The organism is Streptomyces sp. NPDC047072, from assembly GCF_040643855.1.
Lineage (GTDB): Bacteria > Actinomycetota > Actinomycetes > Streptomycetales > Streptomycetaceae > Streptomyces.
Map to the genome: position 1 here is coordinate 23,406 of NZ_JBEYVC010000057.1, position 23,018 is coordinate 46,423.

The window sequence follows — 23,018 nt, forward strand, 5'->3', positions numbered from 1 at the left end:
CTCCCATGTCCTCCGCTGCCCGCATCATCGCCCTGGACGTCCTCGACGTCCGCTTCCCGACCTCGGAACACCTGGACGGGTCGGACGCGATGAACCCGGAACCCGACTACTCGGCCGCCTACGTCGTGCTGCGCACCGACGCCGACGACCAACTGGAGGGCCACGCCCTGGCGTTCACCACCGGCCGTGGCAACGACGCCCAGGCCGCCGCCATCGCCACCCTCGCCCCGTACGTGGTGGGCCGGTCCGTCGAGGAGGTCTGCGCCGACCTCGGCGGATTCGCCCGCTCGCTCGTCCACGACCCCCAACTGCGGTGGCTGGGACCGGAGAAGGGCGCCATGCACATGGCCACCGGCGCCGTCGTCAACGCTGCCTGGGATCTCGCCGCGAAGAGGGCGGGCAAGCCCGTCTGGCGCTTCCTGGCCGACATGTCCCCCGAGGAGCTGGTCGCCCAGGTCGACTTCCGCTGGCTGTCCGACGCCCTCACCCCCGAGGACGCCCTGGACATCCTGCGCCGCGCCGAACCGGGCCGTGCGGAGCGCGTCGCCCGTCTCCTGGAACGCGGCTACCCCGCCTACACCACCACCCCCGGCTGGCTCGGCTACTCCGACGAGAAACTCTCCCGCCTGGCCCGCGAGGCCGTCGCCGACGGCTTCACCCAGATCAAGCTGAAGGTCGGCGCCGACCTGGAGGACGACGTACGGCGTATGCGAGCCGCCCGCGCGGCGGTCGGCGACTCCATCCGCATCGCCGTCGACGCCAACCAGAGATGGGACGTCCAGCCCGCCATCGACTGGATGCAGGCCCTGGCCCCCTACGACCCGTACTGGATCGAGGAACCGACCTCCCCCGACGACATCCTCGGCCACGCCACCGTCCGCAAGGCGCTCAGCCCGATCAAGGTGGCCACCGGCGAGCACATCGCCAACCGGGTCGTCTTCAAGCAGCTGTTGCAGGCGGGCGCGGTGGACATCGTGCAGATCGACTCCGCGCGGGTCGGCGGCGTCAACGAGAACATCGCGATCCTGCTGCTCGCCGCGAAGTTCGGCGTCCCGGTCTGCCCGCACGCCGGCGGCGTCGGCCTGTGCGAGATGGTGCAGCATCTGTCGATGTTCGACTTCGTCGCCGTCTCCGGCACCACCGAGGACCGGGTCATCGAGTACGTCGACCACCTGCACGAACACTTCGTGGACCCGGTGCGCATCGCCGAAGGCCACTACCTCGCGCCGACGCTCCCCGGACTGGGCGCGCAGATGCACCCGGCCTCCCTCAAGGAGTACGCCTACCCCGACGGTCCGGTCTGGACCGAGCGTGTCTGAGCGGCTGGTCGACGCCCACCACCATCTGTGGGACCTCGATCGTCGTCCCCAGCCCTGGCTGGACGAACCGGGCCACGAGCCGATCCGGCGCACCTTCGGCCGGGCCGACCTGCGCGCGGCCGCGACCCGGCCGATCGCGGGCCGGAGGCTGACGCGCACGGTCGTGGTCCAGTGCGTGACCTCGGTGCCCGAGACCCGTGAACTCCTGGCCCTGGCCGACGGCGACTCGCTGATCGGCGCGGTCGTGGGCTGGGTGGACCTGACCTCCCCGGCGATCGCGGACGTGCTCGACGAGCTGCGGTCCGGGCCGGGCGGCCGGTACCTGAGGGCCGTACGCCACCTCGTGCAGGGCGAGTCGGACCCCGGGTGGCTGCAACGACCGGCCGTGGAGCGGGGGTTGCGGGCGGTGGGGGAGCGCGGACTGGCGTACGACGTGCTGATCCGCGACCACCAGCTCCCGCAGGCGATCCGGCTGGCCGAACGGCTCCCTCAGCTGCCGCTGGTGCTCGACCACGCGGGCAAGCCGTCCGTCCGTGACGGCGAACTGGCGCAGTGGGCAGCCCGGTTGAGGCGGCTGGCAGCCCACCCTCAGGTGCGGTGCAAAGTGTCCGGCCTGATCACGGAGGCCGACCACGACAAGTGGACCGTCGACGACCTGCGCCCGGTGTGGGACACCCTGCTCACCACGTTCGGTGCCGAGCGGCTGATGTTCGGCTCCGACTGGCCCGTATGCGTGCTCGCCGGCGGCTGGAACCGCTGGGCCGCCGCCGTCGAGGAACTCCTGGACGGCTGCACCGCCGCCGCGACCGAGGCGGTCCTCGCCGGCACCGCGACCGACTTCTACGACCTGAAGGACGACACCTCGTGCTCCTGACCGAACTCCTGCACCCCGGCATGCTCGAAGCCCTCGCCGGTGCCGGTCACGGCGCCGGGATACTGCTGGCCGACGGCCACTACCCCGCGAGCACCGCAGTCGGTGAGCGGGCCCGGACCGTCCATCTCAACCTGGCGCCGGGACTCCTGGACGTCTCCAGCGTGCTGAGAGTCCTGCTGCGGTCGGTCCCCGTCGAGGCGGCTCACGTGATGGTGCCGCCCGAAGGCGAACCCGAACCGGCCGCCCTCGCGGAGTACCGCACGCTGCTCGGCTCGACCACCGTCCGGACGCTCGGCCGCTTCGAGTTCTACGACGCGGCCCGCTCGCCCGATCTGGCACTGGCCGTCGTCACCGCCGACACCCGTACCTACGCCAACCTGCTGCTGACCATCGGCGTCCGCGCTGAAGGGACCCTGACCACACGATGACACTCGCCGTCCGCTACACCTGCGCCCGCACCCTGGACACCGCCCCCGCCGTCAAGACACCGCCCGGTCCCGGCGAGGTGCAACTGGCCCCCGCCTACGTCGGCATCTGCGGCACCGACCTGCACATCTTCCACGGCGACATGGACGCCCGCGTGAGCACGCCCGCCGTCCTCGGGCACGAGATGTCCGGCCGGATCGTCAGCGTCGGCCCGGACGTCGAGGGCTGGCGGCCGGGCGACGCCGTGACCGTGATGCCGTTGCGCTGGGACGACACCTGCGCGGCCTGCCGCGCGGGCCATCAACACGTCTGCCAGCGCCTCGACTTCATCGGCATCGACTCGCCGGGCGCGATGCAGCAGCGCTGGACCGTGCCCGCCTCGACCCTCGTACGGCTTCCGGACTCGGTTCCGCTGGACCGGGCCGCGCTCGTCGAACCCACGGCGGTCGCCGTGCACGACGTCGGCCGGGCCGCGGTGCGGGAGGGCGAGCGGGTCGTCGTGGTCGGAGGCGGACCCGTCGGCGTCCTCATCGCCCTGGTCACCCGCGCTGCCGGAGCCGATGTGCGCGTGATCGAGCCGAGCGCCCACCGGCGTGCCCTGGCCGAGGAGTTGGGGCTGACCGTGTGGGACCCGGCCGCCGAGGACGTGGCCGCCGCGATCGCCCGGTGGACCGGTGACGCCGGCGCGGACGTCGCCTTCGAGGTGTCCGGAGCCGCGGCCGGTGTCGACACCGCCGTCGAGGCCCTCGGCGTGCGCGGACGGCTCTGCCTGGTCGCGATCCACCCCCGGCCCCGCGAAGTGAACCTGCACCGCTTCTTCTGGCGCGAACTCACCCTCGTCGGCGCCCGGTTGTACGACCGCGGAGACTTCGAGCGGGCGGTCGCCCTGGTCGCCGACGGCACGATCCCCGCCGACCGGCTGATCAGCAAGGTCGTCCCCCTGGCCGAGGCGCCCTCCGCGTTCGAGGCGCTGGAGGGCGGCGGCGACGTGATGAAGATCCTCGTGGACTGCGGCAACGACCCGACGGGAGAGCTCGTATGACCCTCTTCGACCTGACCGGCAAGCTGGCCGTCGTCACCGGTGCCCGGCGCGGCATCGGCCGGGCCATGGCCCGCGCACTCGCCGAGGCCGGCGCGGACGTGATCGGCGTCAGCGCCACGCTGGAGGACTCCGGCAGCGCGGTGGAGAAGGACGTTGTCACCGCGGGCCGCGCCTTCGAGGGCATCCGCACCGACTTCGCCGACCCGGACGCCGTACGAGCCCTCGGCGCGGATCTCGCCGGACGCGAGCGCCCGGTGGACATCCTGATCAACAACGCGGGCACCATCCGCCGTACCCCGGCCGCCCAACACTCCGACGCCGACTGGGACCTGGTGCTCCAGGTCAACCTCAACGCGCAGTTCGCGCTGACCCGGGCGGTCGGCGCGACGATGGTGGCCCGTGGCCGGGGCAAGGTCGTCTTCACCGCGTCCCTGCTCAGCTTCCAGGGCGGTATCACCGTCCCCGGCTACACCGCCGCCAAGCACGGCATCGCGGGCCTCACCAAGGCGCTCGCCAACGAGTGGGCCCCGCACGGCGTCAACGTCAACGCCCTCGCGCCCGGCTACATCGCCACCGACAACACCCAGGCCCTGCGCGACGATCCGCAGCGCAGCGCGGCGATCCTGGACCGCATCCCGGCCGGGCGGTGGGGGAGCGCGGACGACCTGGCCGGCGCCACCGTCTTCCTCGCCTCGGACGCGGCCTCCTACGTGCACGGCACGATCCTGCCCGTCGACGGGGGGTGGCTGGGCCGGTGACCGACGTGGTGGCCCTCGGCGAGGTGATGCTCCGCTTCGACCCGGGCGAGGGACGGATCCGCACGACCCGCACGTTCCAGGTCTGGGAAGGCGGCGGCGAGTACAACGTCGTACGGGGGCTGCGCCGCTGCTTCGGCCTGCGCACGGCCGTCGTCACGGCCCTGGCCGACAACGCGGTGGGCCGGCTCGTCGAGGATCTGATCCTCCAGGGCGGCGTCGACACCTCGCTGATCCGCTGGGTGCCCGGCGACGGCATCGGCCGCACCGCCCGCAACGGCCTGAACTTCGTCGAGCGCGGCTTCGGCGCCCGTGGCGCGCTCGGCGTCAGCGACCGCGCGAACACGGCCGTCTCCCAGCTGCGCAAGGGCGACATCGACTGGGACGCAGTCTTCGCCACCGGGCCCCGCTGGTTCCACACCGGCGGCATCTTCGCCGGCCTGTCCGACACCACCGTCGACGTCGCCGACGAGGCGATGGCGGCCGCCCGGCGGCACGGGGTCACCGTCTCCTACGACCCCAACTACCGCCCCAGCCTCTGGGCCGGCCGGGGCGGCGCCGACCGGGCCCGCGAGGTCGACCTGAGGCTGGCCCGGCACGCCGACGTGGTGATCGGCGCGCTCGGGCTGGCGGGGGAGCGCCCCGGGCAGAGGCGGGTGGGTGACGACGAACTCCCCGATGTCCTGGCGGAGTTGGCACGGACCCTGCCGTCCGCACGCGTGCTCGCGACCACCCTGCGCGAGGTTCCCTCCGCGGGCATCAACGACTGGTCCTCGGCCGCCTGGTCGCCCGAGACCGGCTTCGTCACCGGTCCCCGGATGCCCGGACTGCACGTCCTGGACCGCATCGGCTCGGGCGACGGCTTCGCCGCGGGACTGATCCACGGCCTGCTGGCCGACGAGGGGCTGGAGCGCGCCCTCGCCTACGGCACCGCCCACGGCGCCCTGATCATGACCACACCGGGTGACGTCTCCATGGCGGCGCTCGCCGAGGTCGAGGCCCTGATGGTGGGCGGCTCCGCCCACGTCAGACGCTGACCGGACCCACGAGGAGAGTGCGTCGTGCGGCAACAGAAGATCGCGAACACGTCCGTCGCCGTCGCCGAACTGGGCTTCGGGGCCTCGGCCATCGGCAACCTCTACCGGATCACCCCGTCCGACGAGGCGACCGCCGCGGTCGAGGCCGCGTGGACGGCGGGCATCCGCTACTTCGACACCGCGCCCCACTACGGCCTCGGCCTCTCCGAGCGGCGGCTGGGAGCAGCCTTGCGCGATCGCCCGCGCGAGGAGTACGTCGTCTCCTCCAAGGTCGGCCGGCTCCTCGTCCCCAACGAAGAGCCCCGGGGCATGGACAGCGAGGGCTTCGTCGTACGGGACGACCTGCGTCGGCGCTGGGACTTCAGCAGGGACGGAATCCTGCGTTCCATCGAGGACACCCTGCGGCGCACCGGCCTCGACCGCCTGGACATCGTCTACCTGCACGACCCCGACGACCACTGGGAGCAGGCCGCGGAGGAGGCCTTGCCGACGCTCGCCGACCTGCGCGACCAGGGGGTGATCGGCGCCGTCGGCGCCGGCATGAACCAGTCCGCCATGCTCGCCCGCTTCCTGCGCGAGACGCCGGCTGACGTGGTCATGCTCGCCGGGCGCTACACCCTCCTCGACCAGTCCGCCCTCGACGACGTCCTGCCCGCCGCGCGGGAACTCGGCAAGAGCGTGGTCGCGGTCGGGGTGTTCAACTCGGGGCTGCTCTCCGTCGGCAGACCCGCCGCCGGGATGAAGTACGACTACGAGAACGCACCCCCCGACCTGGTCGACCGCGCCCTGGCGATCGCCGCTGTCTGCGAGGAGCACGGCACGACCCTGCCCGCGGCCGCGATCGCCTTCCCCTGCACGCACCCCAGTATCATCAACGTCACCCTGGGCATGCGGGGTCCGGAGCAGGTCGTACGCAACGCGGAACTCCACCGGCGGCACATGCCCGACGGCCTCTGGGACGCCCTGCGCACCCAGGGGCTCATCAGGCCGGACGTGCCGACGGAGAACGGCAAAAGGAGTGCGCGGTGTCCCTGACCGACAAGGCCATCGAGCAGATCCGCGAGCTGATCAGCACCGGTGCGCTCCCTCCGGGCTCGAAACTGCCCCCGGAACCGGACCTCGCCGCTCAGCTGGGCCTGTCCCGCAACCTCGCCCGTGAGGCCGTCAAAGCGCTCGCCGTCGCCCGGGTCCTGGAGGTGCGGCGCGGCGACGGCACGTACGTCACCAGCCTCCAGCCGAGCCTGCTCCTGGAGGGCCTCGGCGGCGCGGTGGAACTCCTCCAGGGCGACTCCGGCGCTCTCCAGGACCTGATGGAGGTACGGCGGCTCCTCGAACCGGTCGCCACGGCGCTCGCGGCGACCCGCATCACCGACGCCCAACTGGCCGAGGTGAAAAAGCACTTGGACGCCATGCGGGAGGCCCGCGAGGACGTCGAACTCCTCAACGCCCACGACGCAGCCTTCCACCGCGCGGTCGTCTCGGCCACCGGCAACGAGTCGCTGCTGACCCTCCTGGAGGGCATCTCCGGGCGCACCCTGCGCGCCCGCATCTGGCGCGGCCTGGTCGACACCCGGGCCGCGGGCCGTACCCTCGCCGAACACGAGGCGATCTACACGGCGCTGTCCCAGCGGGACGTGGCGCTGAGCCAGGCCACGGCGCTGGTGCACGTCAACAACACCGAGCAGTGGCTGAGGGAACACCTGCGCACGACGGAGACACCGCCCCCGAAGCGCCGCCGACCGGCACCGGCACCGGACTGAAGTCCCGGCTCGACAAGCTCTTCCCGAACGGCCACGAGCACGGCCCGGGTACGGGAAGCCCGCGGGGACATCCGGACGGCGGCCGCGGCGCGAGCACAGGGCGCTCCTCGCCGCCCGCTCGACCTGACGGCGCCGCTCCACCACACGCGACGGCGAGACCTGCACGACCGTCGGGCCCGGGCTCATGGTCCAGTCCAGGTTGGCCGAAGTCGAGTCCAGCCGATCGACTCCGTCGTGGACACCCGGTTCCCCCGAGATGGGCTGCGCGTGTCGTCATCGAGTCGGGTCTGCGGCTGCAGGGCCGGATCGTGCACGGCGCCCGGCACTTCTCCGATTCCATGCCCGTGCACCAGGAACTGCTGGACACCGTCGCGGCGGGCGACCCGGATGCCGGGTGTGGAGGGTCTTTCGGCCACGACGATCTTCGTTGCCATACAGGCGTCCCGGACCGTCCAGCGGAAGAGTCTTACGCGGTTCAGAACGTTCACAGGACTTGTCACCGGTGCGGACGCCGTGCCAATGTCCGGCCATGGTTACGTAACCATGGCCCGACAAAAGGGGTCCAAGCCGCTTCAACCGGACCCTGGTTCAGCCGTGCCTCGGCTCAGGTGACGAACCCGCACACCGCCCTCCACGATCCCCCGTCACTGGAGACGACATGACGAAAACCCCGACGAGGTCGAGAAGACCGGCCCGCCTGCTCCTGGCCGGATTCGGCGCGACGCTCATGTTCCTGGGCGCCTCCGCTCCCGCCCTCGCCCAGTCGGCCGCCGAGCCGTCCACCGCCTCGTACGCGCCGACGAAGCCCGCCCCGAAGGGCGCCACCAGTGACTTCCGAGGGGTGAACTGGGCGGACCCGCGCGACAATTACGCCAGTGACGCCGTGGTGCCCAGCGGGCTGAAGGCGACCGACAGCTACAGCACCGTGTACCGCACCACGGAGAAGATGGTGCGCGGCTTCAAGAAGAACCTGGGCGCCAACACGCTCCGGCTGCCGATCAACCCGGCAAGCGTGGGCACCACGTGGTGGAAGTCGTACCGCGCGACGATCGACGCGGCCACGGCCCAGGGCGACAAGGTCATCGTCAGCTACTGGGAGGCCGACACCAGCAAGGACGGCCTGGTCGACGACCCCGCCGCCTGGAACACCATGTGGAACACCGTGGTGCGGGCGTACAAGAACAACCCCCGGGTCTACTTCGAGCCCATGAACGAGCCGCACGGTTACACCCTGGATCAGTGGGTGTCGGTCACCAGCGGCTGGCTGGCCCGGCACAAGGACGTTCCGCGCGGCCGTGTCGTGATCAGCGGCACCGGCTACAACGACAACGTCACCGGTGTCGGCGCGGCACCCGCACTGCGGGGCACCCTGCTGTCCCTGCACTTCTACGGCTACTGGGCCAGCCACACCACGCAGGCGGACTGGACCGCCGACCTCGAAGCCAGGATCGGCAAGTACGCCGACCGGACCGTCATCGACGAGGCCGGCTCGCCGATGACCATCGGCCTGAACTACGGCGCCTGGAACGGCAACGTCTACACCTCCTACCTCGCGGCCGTCGCCAACACCGCCCGCAGCAAGGGCATGGGCCTGGTGTACTGGCCCGGCCTGCGGTTCGGTGACTCCTACTCGATCGAGTCGCTGGACGCCGACGGCAACCTCGTGGACAACAGCGCCACCGGCGTCGCCCTGCTGCGCTGGGGCTACGGCTTCGGCACCACCCCGCCCGTCAACGACCTGCCGCCCGCCCCTCCCGGCGAGGTCCTGCGCGGAGTGGGCTCCAACCGCTGCGTCGACGTGCCCGGCTTCAGCACCACCAACAACACCCAGCTCGACCTCTGGGACTGCAACGGCGGCGGCAACCAGACCTGGAACTGGGACGCGGACAAGCAACTCACCGTCTACGGCAACAAGTGCATGACGCTGGGCGGCACCGGAGCCTCGGCGGGCGACCCCGTGGTCATCTCCGACTGCACCGGCGCGGCGGCACAGCAGTGGAACGTGAACGCGGACCTCTCGGTGACCAGCGTCGCCAACCCGGCGCTCTGCCTCGACGCGGCCGGAGCGGGCACCGGCAACGGCACGTCGGTCGACGTCTGGTACTGCAACGGCGCCACCAACCAGCAGTGGACCAGGAGCTGACCCCCGCATCTGTTCACTGAACTCGTGAATGCGGAATCCGAGAACTGACCCGACTGTCGGCGCCGCCGCGCCTCGCCTCCTCAAAGGCCGGCGGCGACGACAAGGGTCCCTCCTTGGGCCGGACGTCCGACAGGCGTCGATCAGTTCGGCAGATCGCCGCCGTCAGTTCGGCGGAGAGCCACCCGGCTTGCCAGAGCCGCCGTCACGGGCAGCGGCGCCGCTCTGGCCGTCACCCTGACGGGCAGCGCCTCCGCGGGCGTGCTGCAGAACCTGCCCGAGAACGCCACCACGTTCCAGAAGTACTTCGAGCCCGTGTACGACTACGACACGGACTCCTGCTACCCCGCCGCCGCCATCGATGCGAACGGAACTCGCAACGGCGGCCTCAAGCCGACCGGCTCCGTCACCGGCCAGTGCCGCGGCGGCCATCTCGACCACGCCAACACCTACTCGCGAGCCAAGTGCGACAACGGCTGGTGCGGAATCATCTACGCCAGCTACTTCGAGAAGGACGAGGCGTCCCCGGGCATCGGTCACCGCCACGACTGGGAGTGCATGGTCGTGTGGGTCAGGCAGGGCGCGGACACGCCGTCGTACCTGTCGGCCTCCCGCCACGGCGGCTTCAGCACGCACCCGATCGCCGACGTTCCGATGAGCGGTCAGCGGGTCATGGCCGTCTACCACAAGGACGGCGCCAGCACCCACGCCTTCCGCTTCGCCAAGTGGGGCGAGACGGCGGAGAACGACACCGGCGCCTGGCACCAGGAGAACCTGCTCACCTGGGACAACCTCGCGCCCACCCTCCGCACCGTCCTGAACGGCTCCGACTGGGGCGACGCCAACCTCCCGCTCCAGGACTCCAGGTTCAACGACACGCTCAACAAGGCCAAGCCGGGCGATATCCCCTTCAACCCGTACGCCTGACCTGCGGGCCGGCCCGGCGCCCCCACCGCAGGACGTCGTCGCCGCGCCCTTCCTCTCCCCGCCTTGCGTCCCGAGGCCGTACCGAGCCTTGGGACACGTTTTACGCGATGTAGGCAACTGTGGCCTTCGTCCTCTCTGTCTGACAGGGGGACGGGCCCGTCAGGGCCGAAGAGCGAGCAGACCGGGGCAGTTCGTGGGACGGCGCAAGGGCAGCATATGGATCGCACTCGTCACGGGCGTGACGTTGATGGGCGCAAGCGCCTGCGGCGGGGGCGGCGGCGACAAGGCGAGCGGGGCCGACGCAAAGGCGTCGGCAAAGCCGAGCGCGAGCGCCTCCCCGTCGCCGACGACCCCCGCGGGTCCGCCGATGCTGCTGGACACGATCACCCCGCAGACGGGCACCACGGTCGGCGTGGCCATGCCGATCTCGGTGATCTTCACGAACCCGGTGGCGGCCAAGGCGCACGCCACGGTGGAGAAGCACATGAAGGTGAGCGCCTCGCAGCCGGTGGTCGGCGCCTGGCACTGGATGGGCGACCGGCGCGCCGACTGGCGCCCGAAGACGTACTGGCCCTCCGGTACGACGGTGAGGATCGACGCCGACATGACGGGCGTCAGCAACGGCAACGGACGCTACGGCGTCCACGACTACACGCACACCTTCAAGATCGGTGACGACGTGCGCGCGGACGTCTCGGTGACCGGCCACACCATGAAGGTGACCCGTAACGGCGCGCCCGTGCGGACCCTGTCCATCAACGCGGGCAGCGCCGAGTTCCCGACGTGGGACGGCACGATGGCCGTCATCGACAAGCAGGAGAAGGTCCACATGACGTCCTGCAGCGTCGGAATCAGCTGCGACAAGGGCAGTCCCAACTACTACGACCTGACGCTGCCCTGGGACGTCCACCTCACCCAGTCCGGCACCTACGTCCACTACTCGACCGGCGACCCGAACCCGGGCAGCGGCAGCGCGCGCGGCTCGCACGGCTGTGTCCACCTGTCCCTGTCGGACGCCAAGTGGTTCTACGGCCAGGTCAAGCAGGGCGACCCCATCACCATCACCGGCTCACCCCGCGGCAAGGCCCCGGCCGACAACGGCTACGCCGACTTCAACCTGGACTGGGCCCAGTGGCTCGCAGGCAGCGCCTCCGGCGAGCAGACGACTACCGCACTGTGACGCGCGCGAGCGCTCGGCCGCAGTCGCAGGCTTAAGCGGCTGTTTTGAGGATCAGAGAGGTGAAGCGGTAGTGCCTCCCCACTCCCGAGGGCCGCGGCGATGAATCCCAGCAGCACCTGCGGGGAGGCGACCAGTAAGTGCCCGTCGACACAGCCCGGGGAGGCGTCGGGCAGTGCCGTGTCCCGAAGGCGGCTTCGTGGGGGAACGGTGGACCCCTTTCTGGTGCGCGGTTTCTCCGATCTTGCGGTGGTCTTCGGCCAACTCCGGTGCCGGGGTTCATGGATCACGCCATCCTGGGGCGGGGGCGGAATGGGGCGCGGCGGGGGCCCGTTGTCGGGGGCATGACTGAGTCGAGCAGTGTGTTCTTACGGGGCGGGGCGCGGGGAAGCGCGCCCGTTCCGTTGTCCGTTCTCGATCTGGTGGCCGTGGGGGAGGGCCGGACGGCCAGGGAGGCGCTCGCGGCCTCGCAGCGGTTGGCCCGGCTGGCGGAGTCTCGGGGGTTCCTGCGTTACTGGGTGGCCGAGCACCACTCCATGCCCGGTATCTCCAGCAGCAGTCCGGCGGTGATCCTCGCCCATCTCGCGGCCCACACCGAAACGCTCCGGCTGGGCTCGGGCGGGGTGATGCTGCCCAACCACGCCCCGCTCGTCGTCGCCGAGCAGTTCGGGACCCTCTCCGCCCTCGCCCCCGGCCGTATCGACCTCGGACTGGGGCGCGCGCCCGGTACCGACGGCGCCACCGCTGCGGCCTTGCGCCGGTCCGACAGTGCGGATGGCGTGGCCGACGACTTCCCCGCCGAGGTGGGCGAACTCCTCGGCTTCCTGCGCGACGACTTCCCCGACCGGCACCCCTACCGCAAGGTGCACGCCGTACCCGGTCCCGTGCAGGGCCCGGTGGACCAGCCGCAGGTGTGGCTGCTCGGCTCCTCCGGCTTCTCCGCCCGCCTCGCAGGGCAGCTCGGGCTGCCGTTCGCGTTCGCCCACCACTTCTCCGCGCAGAACACCCTGCCCGCGCTGGAGCTGTACCGCAGTTCGTTCCGGCCCTCCGCCACCCTCGCCGAGCCGTACGTCGTGATCGGGGTCTTCGCGTTCGCCGCCGAGGACGCACGGGAGGCGCGGCGGCAGGCGCTCACCGGGGCGCTGGCCACCGTACGGCTGCGCAGCGGGCGGCCGGGACTCGTGCCGACCGCCGAGGAGGCCGAGGCGCACGTCTTCACCGCACAGGAGACGGCCGCGCTCGGCACCTGGCTCGACAACGCCCTCCACGGAACGGCCGACGAGGTGACCGCCGGCCTCGACGAGCTCCAGAAGCGGACCGGCGCGGACGAGTTGATGCTGGCGATGAACTCGCACAGCCCCGAACTCCGGGTGCGGTCCTACGAGTTGATAGCCGACGCGTACGGCTTGTCGGACGATGTCCCCGTGTCACGCGGTGCCGAGGCAGTCGTCGGCTGACCGCAGGCGCCCGGACGCACGTGCCGCCCCGGTCCGCGCAACAGGACCGGGGCGGCACGCACATCCGCGATTCACGTCCGTGAGCGGATCCTCCGCTGTCAGGAGGGCGTCGCCGCCACAGACACCCGCCACCCCCCGTCCGCCAGGGTGCGGCGGACGGACTCGGCGGTCAGCGGGGGCGCGGCCAGGCGGGCCGAGAGTTCCGACGACCCCTGTGACCAGCACAGGTCGATGCCGTCCGGGCACACGCCGGCCCCCTGTGCGGCGTCGATCAGCCGGTCCACCTCGCCGGGCCGGTCGGCGAGCGGCACCGTCAGCGTCACCTGGCCGGGCGCGCCGCCCGGTTCGTACACCGCCTCCCAGCCGTCCCGGCCGCGCCGCAGCAGTTCCCGGACCGCGCCCAGCGCGTCCTCGGGGGCGGGGGCGGAGACCTCCAGCGCGTTCAGGGCGCCCGTCAGCGCCTCCAGGTCCTTCATCAGCTCGCCGAGGATCTCCGCGACGGCCGGCGCGTTGGAGCGGATGATGTCCGTCCACAGCGCCGCGTCGCCGCCCGAGACCCGGATGACGTCCCGCACCCCCTGGCCGGCCAGCGCGAGTGCCTCACGGGACGCGTCCCCCAGGCGCGCCGCCATCAGGGTGGCCACCAGATGCGGTGCGTGCGACACGAGCGCCACCGCCCGGTCGTGCGCGCTCGGCTCCATCACCACGGGTACGGCACCACACAGCGACACCGCCGCCAGCGTCCTGTTGAGCGCTGCCGAGGAGGTCCGCGCGCCCGGCGTCAGCACCCAGGTGCGGCCCTCGAAGAGGTCGGCGCGGGCGGCCAGCGGACCGGAGCGCTCGCTGCCGGCCATGGGGTGCCCGCCCACATAGCTGGAATCCTGCACCGCGGCGTCCGCGACGGCCAGCGTGGCGGGGGACTTGACGCTGGCCACGTCGGTGTAGGCGTGCGCCAGCCCGAGCCGCTGCTGCTGCGCCACCACCTGGGCGACCCGGGTGGGCGGTACGGCGATCACGGCCAGGTCCACGCGTTCGGCGGGCGGGCCGAAGACACCGGCCCCGCGGGCGGCGGCGACCCGGGCCGCCGCCTCGTCGATGTCCAGCAGGTGCACCCGGACACCACGGCGGCTGAGCGCGAGGCCCGCCGACGTTCCGATGAGTCCGGTACCGACCACTGCCGCGGTGCGGATCACTGCTTCCCCCTTCTGGCCGGCTTCGGGCCGGATCAGCCGTTCGCGGGCGCGAGGTGTCCCGCGGGGCGCGGAGTGTGACCGTCGTCGTCGCCGTCCTGCCTCCGCGACCGTCGCAGTCTCACCGGAACCCGGGGCCGGGATCTCGGCCAGCCGCGCACGGCATGTACCGCATCCGCGCACGTCGCGAGCGGCGGCGGGCCGGGCGCCGGGGACTACGCGAACACGACAGAGCGCATGCGCGCAGACGGCAGATTCGGCCGTCCGGCACTCGTACGTTGCTGTCGCCGAGGGCCCCTCGGCTGTGCCGGAAGGGCTCGGGGAGTCCTTGCGAAGGACACCGAGAGGGTCCACGAAGGACCCCGCAGCGTCCGTGAACGAAGGAGGAGCGAGCCGTGGAACTCGATCTGCGTACGGTGATGCGGCAGTTCGCCACCGGCGTCGGTGTGGTGAGCACCTGGGCCGAGGAGCCGGACGGCGCCGACGGGCGACGCCATGACGCGATCACCGTCAACTCGCTGACTCCGGTGTCGTACGACCCTCCGCTCGTCGCGCTCTCGCTGCGCCACGGCTCCGCCTTCCTCGCCGATCTGCTGGCGGCCCGCAGGTGGGGGGTGTCGATCCTGGCCGCGCAGGGGGCGGACACCGCGCGGCTGCTCGCCCGCTCCCGGCAGGCCCGCGCCGAGGCGCTCGCGGGCCTGCCCGCCGTCCCGGGCCGGCACACCGGCGCCCTGCTCCTCGACGGTCCGGGCTGGATCGAGTGCGCCCTCGCGGATTCCTTCACGGTCGGTGACCACCTCATGGTGATCGGCACGGTGCTGGCCACGGGGGTGCGCCCGCCGCAGGACCCCCTGGTGTTCCTGCACGGCTCGCTGACCCCGGCGACGACGCCCTGAACCCGCCCGCCGCCACCGCTCACCGCCCCGCCAAGGAGACCCACATGTCCGCACCGCCCACCGCCCCGAGCGGCTCCACCCACGCCCCCGTTCCCACGGCCCTGCAAGAAGCGCTCACCGCCGCCACGCGTATTCTCGGCGAGGCGCGGGTGCTGCGCGCGGCGGACGGGGGCGACCCGACGCGGCTGCTGGGGCCCAACGCCGGCCTGTTCCGCTCCCGGAGGGTGGCCGCCGTACTGCGCCCGGCCGCGCCCGAGCAGGTCCGTGACGTGGTGGAGCTGTTCTCCCGGGACCCCGGCTCCGGGAGCCTGCACGTCATCAGCACCGGCCGCAACTGGGGTCTCGGCTCGCGCGAGCCCGCCCAGGACGACGTCGTGGTGCTGGACCTCGGCGGGCTCGACCGGGTGCGGGAACTGGACCTGGAGGCAGGCTGGGCGGTGGTCGAACCCGGCGTCACCCAGGGCCAGTTGTCCCGGCTGCTCGCCCACACGCCCCGCATGGTGAACGTCACCGTCTCCGCCGCCGCCACCAGCGTCCTGGGCAACGCCCTGGACCGCGGGGTCGGGTTGCGCGGTCAGCGCACCGACGACCTGGCCGGGCTGGAGGTGGTGCTGCCGGGCGGCGAGACGGTCCGGGTGGGGTGGTGGCCGTCCGCCGGGCGCACCGCGCCTGTGTATCCGCACGGCCTCGGGCCGTCCGCCCTGCCGCTGTTCGTCCAGTCCGACCTGGGCGTGGTGACCGCCGCGCTGATCCGGCTGCCCGCCCGTCCCGAGGCGCTGCGCGTCCTGCGCCTCGGCTTCCCGGCCGCCGCGCTCACCGAGGCGACGGACGCCGTACGCCGCTGGGTCGCCCAGGGGCTGACCCGGGGCGTCCCGCGCATCTACGACCCCGCGGCCGGAGCGTCGTACGGCGGGACCGAGGGCGAGTTCCTGGTGCACCTGCCCGTCGACGGCACCGCCGAGGCCGTCGAGGCGCTCACCGGTGTGCTCAGTGCCGAGGCGCACCGCTCGGGCCTGTTCACCGAGGTGTCCGCCACCGACGCCACCGACCCCGCCCATCCGCACCACGAGACGGCCCGCCTGGTGGAGCGGGGCTACGCCGGCGACCCGGACATCGCCGACCGGCTCTTCCGCACCAAGATGGGCGTGAGCGCCGACCAGGTGGACACGGCGGCCGGGTTCCTGTTCTTCCTGCCGCTGCTGCCGTTCACCGGCGAGGCCGTCGCCCGGGCGGACGGACTGCTCCGCGAGACGGCCGCCGCGACGGGCGTACGTCTCTCCGCGACCCTGCACCTGCTCGGCCCCGACCTCATCGACTGCGTGGTGGCGATGAAGTTCGGCCGGGAGCAGGAAGCGGCCGAGAGGGCGCACCGCGCGCTGGAACTGCTCCACACCTCGTTCGCCGACGCGGGGTTCGCCCCGTACCGGCTGGATGTCGACCACGCCCATCGGCGTGACGCCCTCGCCGTCGATGCCGGAGCGCTCGCTCTGACCCGGCGGCTCAAGACGGTGCTCGACCCCAACAACGCCATCGCACCGGGTCGTTACCGCTGAACGCGGCAGACCACCGGACACGAGTGAGACAGGGGACTGAAGCAGATGGTCACAACGCAGGCTACCGCCGAGGCGGTTCCCAGCACCTCGCCCGCCGCCCCGCCCGCCACCGCGGCCGAACTGCTCAGCAGGGCAGAGGAGTTGGTCCCGGTGCTGCGGGCTGCCTCCGAGGAGATCGAACAGGCCCGCAGGCTGCCGGCCACGGTGGTGGAGCAGCTGCGCGCCGCCGGTGTCTTCCGGATGGGCGTGCCCGTCGAGCGGGGCGGCCCGGGACTCGACTCCGTGCAGCAGACGGAGGTGGTGGAGATCCTCGCCCGCGGCGACGCCTCCGCCGCCTGGTGCGCCATGATCGGCATGGACACCCCGCTGTACGCGCAGTTCCTGCCCGAGTCCGTCGCCCGGGACGAACTCGGCGATCCCGACACCATCACGGCCGGGCTGATCCTTCCGCTGGGCCGGGCCGAGCGGGTGCCGGGCGGCTACCGGGTCACCGGGCGCTGGCAGTTCGGCAGCGGGATCACCCATGCCGACTGGGTGGTGGCCGGGTGCCTCGTCCACCGGGACGGGCGGCCGGAGCCGGGGCCGGACGGGGGACCGGGACACTGGCGGATCATGCTCGCGCGCCGCGAGGAGTTCGAGATCATCGACACCTGGCACACCACGGGCCTGGCCGGCAGCGGCAGTTGCGACTACCGGGCGCAGGACCTGTTCGTCCCGGAGCGGCACTCCTTCAGCCTGGGTGCGCCCCGGGCGAAGGGCCCGTACGCGACACCGGAGGCGATCCTGCGCAACATGCCCGGGGTGCCGCTGGGGGTGGCGCGGGCCGCGCTGGACCACGTACGGGAGCTGGCCGTCGGCCGGACCGACCGGGCGGCGGCGACGCCCTGGGCGGACACCTACCGGGTGCAACTGGCCGTCGCCGAGGCCGAGATGGAGCTGGGCGCGGCCCGGCACGCCGTCTACGGCAGTCTGCGGCGGCAGATGGACGTGCTGGAGGCGGGCGGCGAGATCGGCCGGGACGACCGGGTGGACACCGTGCTCGCACGGGTCAACGCGTTCCGGGTGGCCCGTACGATCGTCGGGCGGCTCTACGACATGGTGGCGACCACCGCCGTCTACCGCCCCTCGCCGCTGGACCGATGGCTGCGCGACCTGACGACGATGCGACAGCACGTCATCGCCCAGGACCAGGTGCTCCAGTCGGCGGGCGCGCACCTGCTGGGCGGTACCCCGTTCAACCCGTTCAGCCTGGGCATCGTGGCGTGAGAGGCGAGTCCACCCCGGCCGCCGCCGCACCCGCGGTCCTGCACGGCGGACCGCTGCCCCCGCCGCCGGTCGGCACGCTCGGCGAGGCGCTGTCGCGGGCGACCCGCACCGGGCACGGTGTGGTCCTGGTCGACGGCGAGGGCCGGTCGAGCCGCCGCTCCTACACCGAGTTGTACGACGACGCCCTGCGCACCCTCGCGGGACTGGCCGCGGCCGGGGCGGCACCCGGTGCGAGGGTGATCCTGCGCACGGCGGACGCCGCCGACCTGCTCACCGCCTTCTGGGCGTGTGTGCTGGGCGGCCTGGCCCCGCTGCCGGTGCCGCCCGGCACCGACACGGCGGGGCTCGACGAGGCGGCCGCCGCGGTGGGGGAGTCGTGGCTGGTCAGCGACGACCCACCCCTCCGCCTTCCTGGTGACGCCCCCGTCGCTGGGCTGCGCCCGCTCGGCCCGGTGAGGGCGCTCCGTCGGGACCGGCGGGGCCGGCCGGTCGAGGTGCGGCCCGGCGACCCGGCGGTGCTCACTCTCACCTCGGGCAGTGCCGGGCGGCCCAAGGCGGTGCCGTTGACCCACCGTCAGGTGCTCGGCCGTGCCCACGCCACGGCCCTGGCGCGCGGTCTGGACGAGAGCACCCGGAGCCTGAACTGGATGCCGCTCGACCATGTGAGCGGGATCGTCATGTTCCACGTACGGGACGTGCTCCTCGGCTGCCACCAGGTGCACGCCGACACCGGATGGGTTCGCGCCGACCCGCTGCGCTGGCTGGACCTGGCCGACGCCGAGCGGACCGACACCACCTGGGGGCCCAACCGCGCCTTCGCACTCGTCGTCGACCGGCTCGACGAGGAGCCGCGCCGCTCCTGGGACCTGAGCCGGCTGCGCTACGTCATGAACGGCGGCGAGGCCGTCAAGGAGCGCACCGCCCGCCGGTTCGTCGAGGCGCTCGCCCCGCACGGGCTGCCCGCCACCGCCGTGCACCCCGGATGGGGGATGCCGGAGACCGCCTCCGGTGTCGTCGACAGCGTGTTCCGGCCCGCGGACGGTCCGCCACGGCGCCATGTGCCGGTGGGCGTGCCGCACTCCGGGGTGTCCGTGCGGGTCGTCGGCGCGGACGGGCGGGTGCTGCCCGTCGGTGCCGTAGGGCGACTGCACGTCACCGGTGTGCCGGTCGCCGACGCCTATCTGGAGGGGGGCGTGCGGCGCCCGGCCCCGCTGTCCGCCGATGGCTGGCTGGTCACCGACGACCTCGCCTTCGTGGCGGACGGCGAGCTGACCGTGATCGGCCGCGCCGACGGTGTCATCGAGGTCGACGGCGTCCCGTACCACGGTCACGAGATCGAGGACGCGGTGGACCAACTGCCGTGCGTGCAGCCGTCGTTCACCGTCGCCCGGGACTTGGCTCCGGACGGCGCGGGACACGGCCGGCTCGCGGTGTTCTTCCGCCCCCGGGCCGGCGCGTCCGCGCGGGAGGCGGAGGAGGCGGTGCGGGAGCTGCTGCGCGGCGGCTTCGGCGCCGACCCGGTCCACGTGGAGGCGCTGACGGAGCACGAACTGCCCAGGACGGCCACCGGAAAGCTCCGTCGCTCGGTGCTGGCCGCCCGCTTGCCCGGAGCCCGGCGGTGACCGCGGGCGCCCCGAACGAGAGGCACGCCATGTCCCTGGACCTGAGCGCGACGATGCGGACGTTCGCCACCGGCATCTGCGTGGTGACCACGTTCACGGAGGAGGAAGGCGGCAGACGGCACGACGCGGTGGCCCTGCGGTCCTTCACCTCCGTCTCCCTGGAGCCGCCGCTGGTCTCGCTGGCCGTCCGCCGCGACTGCGAGGTCCTCGGCACGCTGCTGACGACCGGGCTGTGGGCGGTCTCCATCCTCGACGTGGCCGGCGTCGACCTCGCCCAGGCTCTGGACGGTGCCGCCGAGGACCGCGCCAGGACCCTGCTGACCTGCACGACGACGCCCGGCCCGCGCACCGGTGCGCTGGTGCTCGACGCGCCGGGGTGGCTGGAGTGCGCCCTGTACGACCGGCACGACACCGGCGACCACACCGTGCTCATCGGCGAGGTGCTCGCCACCGGCGGCCGGCACCGACGGCCCCCGCTGGTGTCCGTCAACGGCCGCCTGCGCGTCCTCTCCGAAGCCTGACCGACCCACCCCCGACCCCCAGGAGGAACAGTGAAATTCGGGATCTGGCTCGACTTCCGCAACCCGGCGCGCCGGCGGCAGCCCTGGGCCGACGTGTACGAGGAGACGCTGACTCTGGCGACCGACGCCGAGGAGTTGGGGCTCGAGTCCGTCTGGCTCTCCGAGCACCACCTCACCGACGACGGCTATCTGCCCTCCCTCTTCCCGGCGTTGGCGGCCATCGCCACCCGCACCCGGCGCATCCGGCTCGGCACCGCCATGGTGCTGGCGAGTCTCGTCCACCCCTTGCGGCTCGCCGAGGACGCGGCCGTCACCGACCTGATCTCCGGCGGCCGGCTGGAGCTGGGTCTCGCCCCCGGGTACCGGGAGAAGGAGTTCCAGGCGCTCGGCGTGGAGCGGGCGCAGCGCGGGCGCCGTACCGAGGAGACGGTGGAGATCCTGCATCGGGCCTGGACCGGGGAGCCGTTCTCCTATTCCGGGAAGCACTACACCGTGGACGACGTCGTCGTCACGCCCGTTCCCGAGCGCCGGCCGCCGGTGTGGATCGGCGGGGGCAGCGAGGCCGCCGCACGCCGGGCCGGCCGCCACGGGCTGCGTTTCCTGCCCGACCTCGGCACCCCGCCGGAGGTGCTCGACCTGTACCGCCGCACCCTCGCCGAGAACGGCCACGACCCGGCCGGTTTCGGCGTGACGGCCATCGTCACCCCGGGCGTCTACGTGTGCGAGGACGCCGAGGAGGGCTGGCAGGAGGTGCGGGAGCACTACTGGTACCTGCTGAACAAGTTCCAGGAGTGGTTCGGCAACCCGGGACTGCCGTCCGTGGACGACCTGCCGCGCGAGCTGTTCCTCGTGGGCCCGCCCGATGTCGTCGCCGAGGGGCTGCGGGAGCGGATCAAGCCGCTGGGCGACGTCGAGCGGGTCATCTTCTTCGGTCGGGCGCCCGGACTCCCCGCCGACCGGGCCCGCCGCTCACTGCGGCTCTTCGCCGAGCACGTCCTTCCGCAGTTCGCCTGACGCGTCCCGGCCCGCTCACCCCCACGCACGCCCGATCACGAAGGAGCACCATGCCAGACATCGCCATCGTCGGAGCCGGTATCTCCGGTCTGCACCTGGCCCTGCGGCTTCAGCAGGCCGGAGTGACCACGACGCTCTACGCGGAGCGCACCGCCGAGGAGGTCGCCGCGGGCCGCCCGCTCAGCCTTCCGGTGCGCTTCGGCCGCACCCGGCAGCGCGAGCGCGAACTCGGCGTCACGCACTGGGACGGAGCGGAGAACGACACCCAGGGGGTGAACCTCGTGGGGCCCGCGGGCTCGGGCATCGGCTTCTACGGCGCTCTCGACGCCCCGGCGAGCGGTGTCGACCTGCGCTTCTACCTGCCCCGCCTGACCGCCGACTACCGGGAGCGGGGCGGCCGCGTCGAGGTGCTGCGGCCGGAGGCGGCCGAGATCGACCGGGTCTCCCGCGACCACGACCTGGTGGTGGTGGCGAGCGGGCGCACCGCGTCCACCGGGCTGTTCCCGCGCGACCCGGACCGCTCGCCGTACGACGAGCCCCAACGCGTCCTGACCGCCGGGCTGTTCCACGGCATCGCGCCCACCGACCCGGGCTGGATCCACTTCCAGGTCACCGAGGCGGGCGAGATCTTCTCCACCCGGATCCTCACCGCCGACGGGCCGGTGCACGGCATGGTCGTGGAGGCCCTGCCCGGCGGCCCGCTGGAGCAACTCGCCTCCTACGACCACCTGGAGGACCCGGCGGGCTTCGAGAAGACCCTGCTGGGGCTGGTCGCGGACCACGCGCCCGAACTGCGGGAGCGGATCTCGGACGGCGAGTTCGCGATCCGCCGCCCGGGCGACGTGATCCAGGGCGGTCTCACCCCGGTGGTCCGCCGCGGCTGGACCACGCTGCCCTCGGGCCGGGTGGCACTGGCGCTCGGGGACGCCTGGGTGGTCAACGACCCGCTGACCGGGCAGGGCGCGAACCTCGGCTCGGCCTGCGCCTTCGAGCTGGCCGAACTCATCGCCGCCGACGGGCCGTTCGATACGGCCTTCGCCGAGCGGGCGGCCGAGCGGCTGTGGCGGATCGCCGAACCGGTCGTCGCCTGGTCCAACCTCAACATCGGTCCGCCGCCCGAGCACCTGGGCGAGATCTTCGCCGCCGCGAGCGCGGATCGGCGGGTCGCGGACGCCTTCGTCACCAACTTCAACCACCCGGCGGCGATGTGGCAGGCCATACGGTCGCCCGAGGCCGCCCGGTCCTGGCTGGAGGAGGTCACGAAGGCCGGCTGAGCGCCGGTGCGGCTCAGCCCGCGGGCGCGGCGCCGACGAGGGGGCCGGCCGGGGTGTGCCAGACGGCCATCGCCATGTCCACCAGGCCGTGCAACTGGGCGCGGTCCGCCCCGTCGCGGGCCTGGAGGGACAGGCCGTTGAGGAAGGTGGTGTAGAAGGCGGCGATCCGGTCGGTGTCGGTGTCCGCGGCCAGCTCGCCGGTGTGCACCGCGGCATCCAGGCGGGCCTGGATGGTGGTCTTGGTGCCGGCGCGGCAGCGCAGCGCGAAGTCGCGGACGGACTCGTGGTCGGCGGTGCAGTTGGTGGCGGCGAGCACGATCATGCAGCCGCGCGGTTTTCCCTCGGTGGTGAACCGGTCGACGCTCTCGTGCAGCAGTGCCGCGACGGCCTCGCGTGCCGTCGGCGCCCGGTCCATGGCCTGCCGGGAGGCTTCCGCCTCGGTGCGCTCGTAGAGCCCGATGGCCTCCCGGAACAGCATCTCCTTGTTCTTGAACGCGGCATACAGGCTGGGCGGGTTGATGCCCATGGCCGTGCTCAGGTCGGTGGTCGAGGTGGTGGCGTAGCCACGCTCCCAGAAGACCAGCATGGCCGTGTGCAGGGCCGCGTCGCGGTCGAAGGCGCGGGGGCGTCCGGTGCGGGCCACATGACCTCCTTGACGGCGGATCAGCCGCTCGATAGCTTCTTGTGTAGAGGTTAGTACATAAGTCGTCTCGTCCGCTGCCCCCCGGGGCGACAGACGGGCGGCCGCTTTGTCCTGCCCTTCAACTC

At 72.7% G+C, this 23,018-nt stretch carries 21 protein-coding genes; 19 read left to right on the plus strand and 2 right to left on the minus strand.

All coding sequences use genetic code 11. The features are described 5' to 3' along the window. The first annotated feature begins 5 nt into the window (after window positions 1-5). The 12 genes from ABZ896_RS23920 (at window position 6) to ABZ896_RS23975 (ending at window position 12,914) form a co-directional block, all read left to right on the plus strand. Window positions 6-1,319 carry an enolase C-terminal domain-like protein gene (locus tag ABZ896_RS23920; RefSeq protein WP_360932527.1) on the plus strand — a complete coding sequence of 438 codons (1,314 nt, stop codon included), beginning with the start codon at window positions 6-8 and terminating at the stop codon, window positions 1,317-1,319. Then, window positions 1,312-2,193 carry an amidohydrolase family protein gene (locus tag ABZ896_RS23925; protein WP_360932530.1) on the plus strand — a complete coding sequence of 294 codons (882 nt, stop codon included), beginning with the start codon at window positions 1,312-1,314 and terminating at the stop codon, window positions 2,191-2,193. Before ABZ896_RS23920 ends, ABZ896_RS23925 begins: the two co-directional genes overlap by 8 nt. Further along, on the plus strand, window positions 2,184-2,621 hold the full coding sequence (locus ABZ896_RS23930) for an RbsD/FucU domain-containing protein (protein WP_360932533.1): 438 nt from the start codon (window positions 2,184-2,186) through the stop codon (window positions 2,619-2,621). The genes ABZ896_RS23925 and ABZ896_RS23930 overlap by 10 nt, the downstream gene beginning before the upstream one ends. After that, complete coding sequence (locus ABZ896_RS23935; RefSeq protein WP_360932536.1) at window positions 2,618-3,661, plus strand: alcohol dehydrogenase catalytic domain-containing protein; 1,044 nt, start codon at window positions 2,618-2,620, stop codon at window positions 3,659-3,661. Before ABZ896_RS23930 ends, ABZ896_RS23935 begins: the two co-directional genes overlap by 4 nt. Beyond that, window positions 3,658-4,419: an SDR family oxidoreductase gene (locus tag ABZ896_RS23940; protein ID WP_360932539.1), complete on the plus strand. Its 762-nt coding sequence runs from the start codon at window positions 3,658-3,660 to the stop codon at window positions 4,417-4,419. Before ABZ896_RS23935 ends, ABZ896_RS23940 begins: the two co-directional genes overlap by 4 nt. Beyond that, a complete protein-coding gene (locus ABZ896_RS23945; RefSeq protein WP_360932542.1) occupies window positions 4,416-5,453 on the plus strand; it encodes a sugar kinase in 1,038 nt (345 codons plus the stop codon). The genes ABZ896_RS23940 and ABZ896_RS23945 overlap by 4 nt, the downstream gene beginning before the upstream one ends. A 24-nt stretch (window positions 5,454-5,477) precedes the next feature. Then, entirely contained in the window at window positions 5,478-6,488 is a 1,011-nt protein-coding gene (locus ABZ896_RS23950; RefSeq protein ID WP_360932545.1) for an aldo/keto reductase, read from the plus strand. After that, window positions 6,479-7,213, plus strand: coding sequence for a FadR/GntR family transcriptional regulator (locus ABZ896_RS23955; RefSeq protein ID WP_360932548.1), 735 nt, complete (start codon window positions 6,479-6,481; stop codon window positions 7,211-7,213). Before ABZ896_RS23950 ends, ABZ896_RS23955 begins: the two co-directional genes overlap by 10 nt. A gap of 658 nt (window positions 7,214-7,871) precedes the next feature. Then, window positions 7,872-9,356 (plus strand): ricin-type beta-trefoil lectin domain protein, encoded by a 1,485-nt coding sequence (locus ABZ896_RS23960; RefSeq protein ID WP_360932551.1) that lies wholly within the window; start codon window positions 7,872-7,874, stop codon window positions 9,354-9,356. Between the two features lie 258 nt (window positions 9,357-9,614). Beyond that, window positions 9,615-10,280, plus strand: coding sequence for an NPP1 family protein (locus ABZ896_RS23965; protein ID WP_360932554.1), 666 nt, complete (start codon window positions 9,615-9,617; stop codon window positions 10,278-10,280). 247 nt (window positions 10,281-10,527) lie between these two features. Continuing rightward, window positions 10,528-11,460, plus strand: a complete 933-nt coding sequence (locus ABZ896_RS23970; RefSeq protein ID WP_360932557.1) for a L,D-transpeptidase — start codon at window positions 10,528-10,530, stop codon at window positions 11,458-11,460. 341 nt (window positions 11,461-11,801) lie between these two features. Then, window positions 11,802-12,914: an LLM class flavin-dependent oxidoreductase gene (locus ABZ896_RS23975; RefSeq protein ID WP_360932560.1), complete on the plus strand. Its 1,113-nt coding sequence runs from the start codon at window positions 11,802-11,804 to the stop codon at window positions 12,912-12,914. A 98-nt stretch (window positions 12,915-13,012) separates the two neighbouring features. On the opposite strand, the gene ABZ896_RS23980 is transcribed toward ABZ896_RS23975, so the two are convergent. Further along, the gene (locus ABZ896_RS23980) at window positions 13,013-14,107 is read right to left on the minus strand and encodes a prephenate dehydrogenase (protein ID WP_360932563.1); all 1,095 of its coding nucleotides are present in this window, start codon (window positions 14,105-14,107) and stop codon (window positions 13,013-13,015) included. Between the two features lie 392 nt (window positions 14,108-14,499). Here ABZ896_RS23980 and ABZ896_RS23985 point away from each other — a divergent pair, with 392 nt between their 5' ends. From ABZ896_RS23985 to ABZ896_RS24015, 7 genes are read left to right on the plus strand one after another with little or no spacing between them, the layout of a single operon-like run. Further along, on the plus strand, window positions 14,500-15,000 hold the full coding sequence (locus ABZ896_RS23985; protein WP_360932565.1) for a flavin reductase family protein: 501 nt from the start codon (window positions 14,500-14,502) through the stop codon (window positions 14,998-15,000). 44 nt (window positions 15,001-15,044) lie between these two features. Next, entirely contained in the window at window positions 15,045-16,553 is a 1,509-nt protein-coding gene (locus tag ABZ896_RS23990) for an FAD-binding oxidoreductase (RefSeq protein ID WP_360932568.1), read from the plus strand. A 45-nt stretch (window positions 16,554-16,598) separates the two neighbouring features. Beyond that, window positions 16,599-17,819, plus strand: a complete 1,221-nt coding sequence (locus tag ABZ896_RS23995) for an acyl-CoA dehydrogenase family protein (RefSeq protein ID WP_360932570.1) — start codon at window positions 16,599-16,601, stop codon at window positions 17,817-17,819. Beyond that, on the plus strand, window positions 17,816-19,441 hold the full coding sequence (locus ABZ896_RS24000) for an AMP-binding protein (RefSeq protein ID WP_360932573.1): 1,626 nt from the start codon (window positions 17,816-17,818) through the stop codon (window positions 19,439-19,441). Before ABZ896_RS23995 ends, ABZ896_RS24000 begins: the two co-directional genes overlap by 4 nt. A 29-nt stretch (window positions 19,442-19,470) precedes the next feature. After that, window positions 19,471-19,962, plus strand: a complete 492-nt coding sequence (locus ABZ896_RS24005) for a flavin reductase family protein (RefSeq protein WP_360932576.1) — start codon at window positions 19,471-19,473, stop codon at window positions 19,960-19,962. 30 nt (window positions 19,963-19,992) lie between these two features. Then, complete coding sequence (locus tag ABZ896_RS24010; protein ID WP_360932579.1) at window positions 19,993-20,976, plus strand: LLM class flavin-dependent oxidoreductase; 984 nt, start codon at window positions 19,993-19,995, stop codon at window positions 20,974-20,976. A 50-nt stretch (window positions 20,977-21,026) separates the two neighbouring features. Continuing rightward, complete coding sequence (locus ABZ896_RS24015; RefSeq protein WP_360932582.1) at window positions 21,027-22,250, plus strand: styrene monooxygenase/indole monooxygenase family protein; 1,224 nt, start codon at window positions 21,027-21,029, stop codon at window positions 22,248-22,250. Window positions 22,251-22,263: 13 nt separating this feature from the next. Here ABZ896_RS24015 and ABZ896_RS24020 read toward each other — a convergent pair whose 3' ends face one another. Beyond that, the gene (locus tag ABZ896_RS24020; RefSeq protein WP_360932585.1) at window positions 22,264-22,893 is read right to left on the minus strand and encodes a TetR/AcrR family transcriptional regulator; all 630 of its coding nucleotides are present in this window, start codon (window positions 22,891-22,893) and stop codon (window positions 22,264-22,266) included. Window positions 22,894-23,018: the final 125 nt, after the last annotated feature.

What these genes read in the sequence shown, in the direction of transcription:
- ABZ896_RS23920 (WP_360932527.1), top strand. Translation starts at nt 6, where the DNA reads ATGTCCTCCGCTGCCCGCATCATCGCCCTGGACGTCCTCGACGTCCGC.
- ABZ896_RS23935 (WP_360932536.1), top strand. Translation starts at nt 2,618, where the DNA reads ATGACACTCGCCGTCCGCTACACCTGCGCCCGCACCCTGGACACCGCC.
- ABZ896_RS23940 (WP_360932539.1), top strand. Translation starts at nt 3,658, where the DNA reads ATGACCCTCTTCGACCTGACCGGCAAGCTGGCCGTCGTCACCGGTGCC.
- ABZ896_RS23960 (WP_360932551.1), top strand. Translation starts at nt 7,872, where the DNA reads ATGACGAAAACCCCGACGAGGTCGAGAAGACCGGCCCGCCTGCTCCTG.
- ABZ896_RS23970 (WP_360932557.1), top strand. Translation starts at nt 10,528, where the DNA reads ATGGGCGCAAGCGCCTGCGGCGGGGGCGGCGGCGACAAGGCGAGCGGG.
- ABZ896_RS23975 (WP_360932560.1), top strand. Translation starts at nt 11,802, where the DNA reads ATGACTGAGTCGAGCAGTGTGTTCTTACGGGGCGGGGCGCGGGGAAGC.
- ABZ896_RS23990 (WP_360932568.1), top strand. Translation starts at nt 15,045, where the DNA reads ATGTCCGCACCGCCCACCGCCCCGAGCGGCTCCACCCACGCCCCCGTT.
- ABZ896_RS23995 (WP_360932570.1), top strand. Translation starts at nt 16,599, where the DNA reads ATGGTCACAACGCAGGCTACCGCCGAGGCGGTTCCCAGCACCTCGCCC.
- ABZ896_RS24005 (WP_360932576.1), top strand. Translation starts at nt 19,471, where the DNA reads ATGTCCCTGGACCTGAGCGCGACGATGCGGACGTTCGCCACCGGCATC.
- ABZ896_RS24015 (WP_360932582.1), top strand. Translation starts at nt 21,027, where the DNA reads ATGCCAGACATCGCCATCGTCGGAGCCGGTATCTCCGGTCTGCACCTG.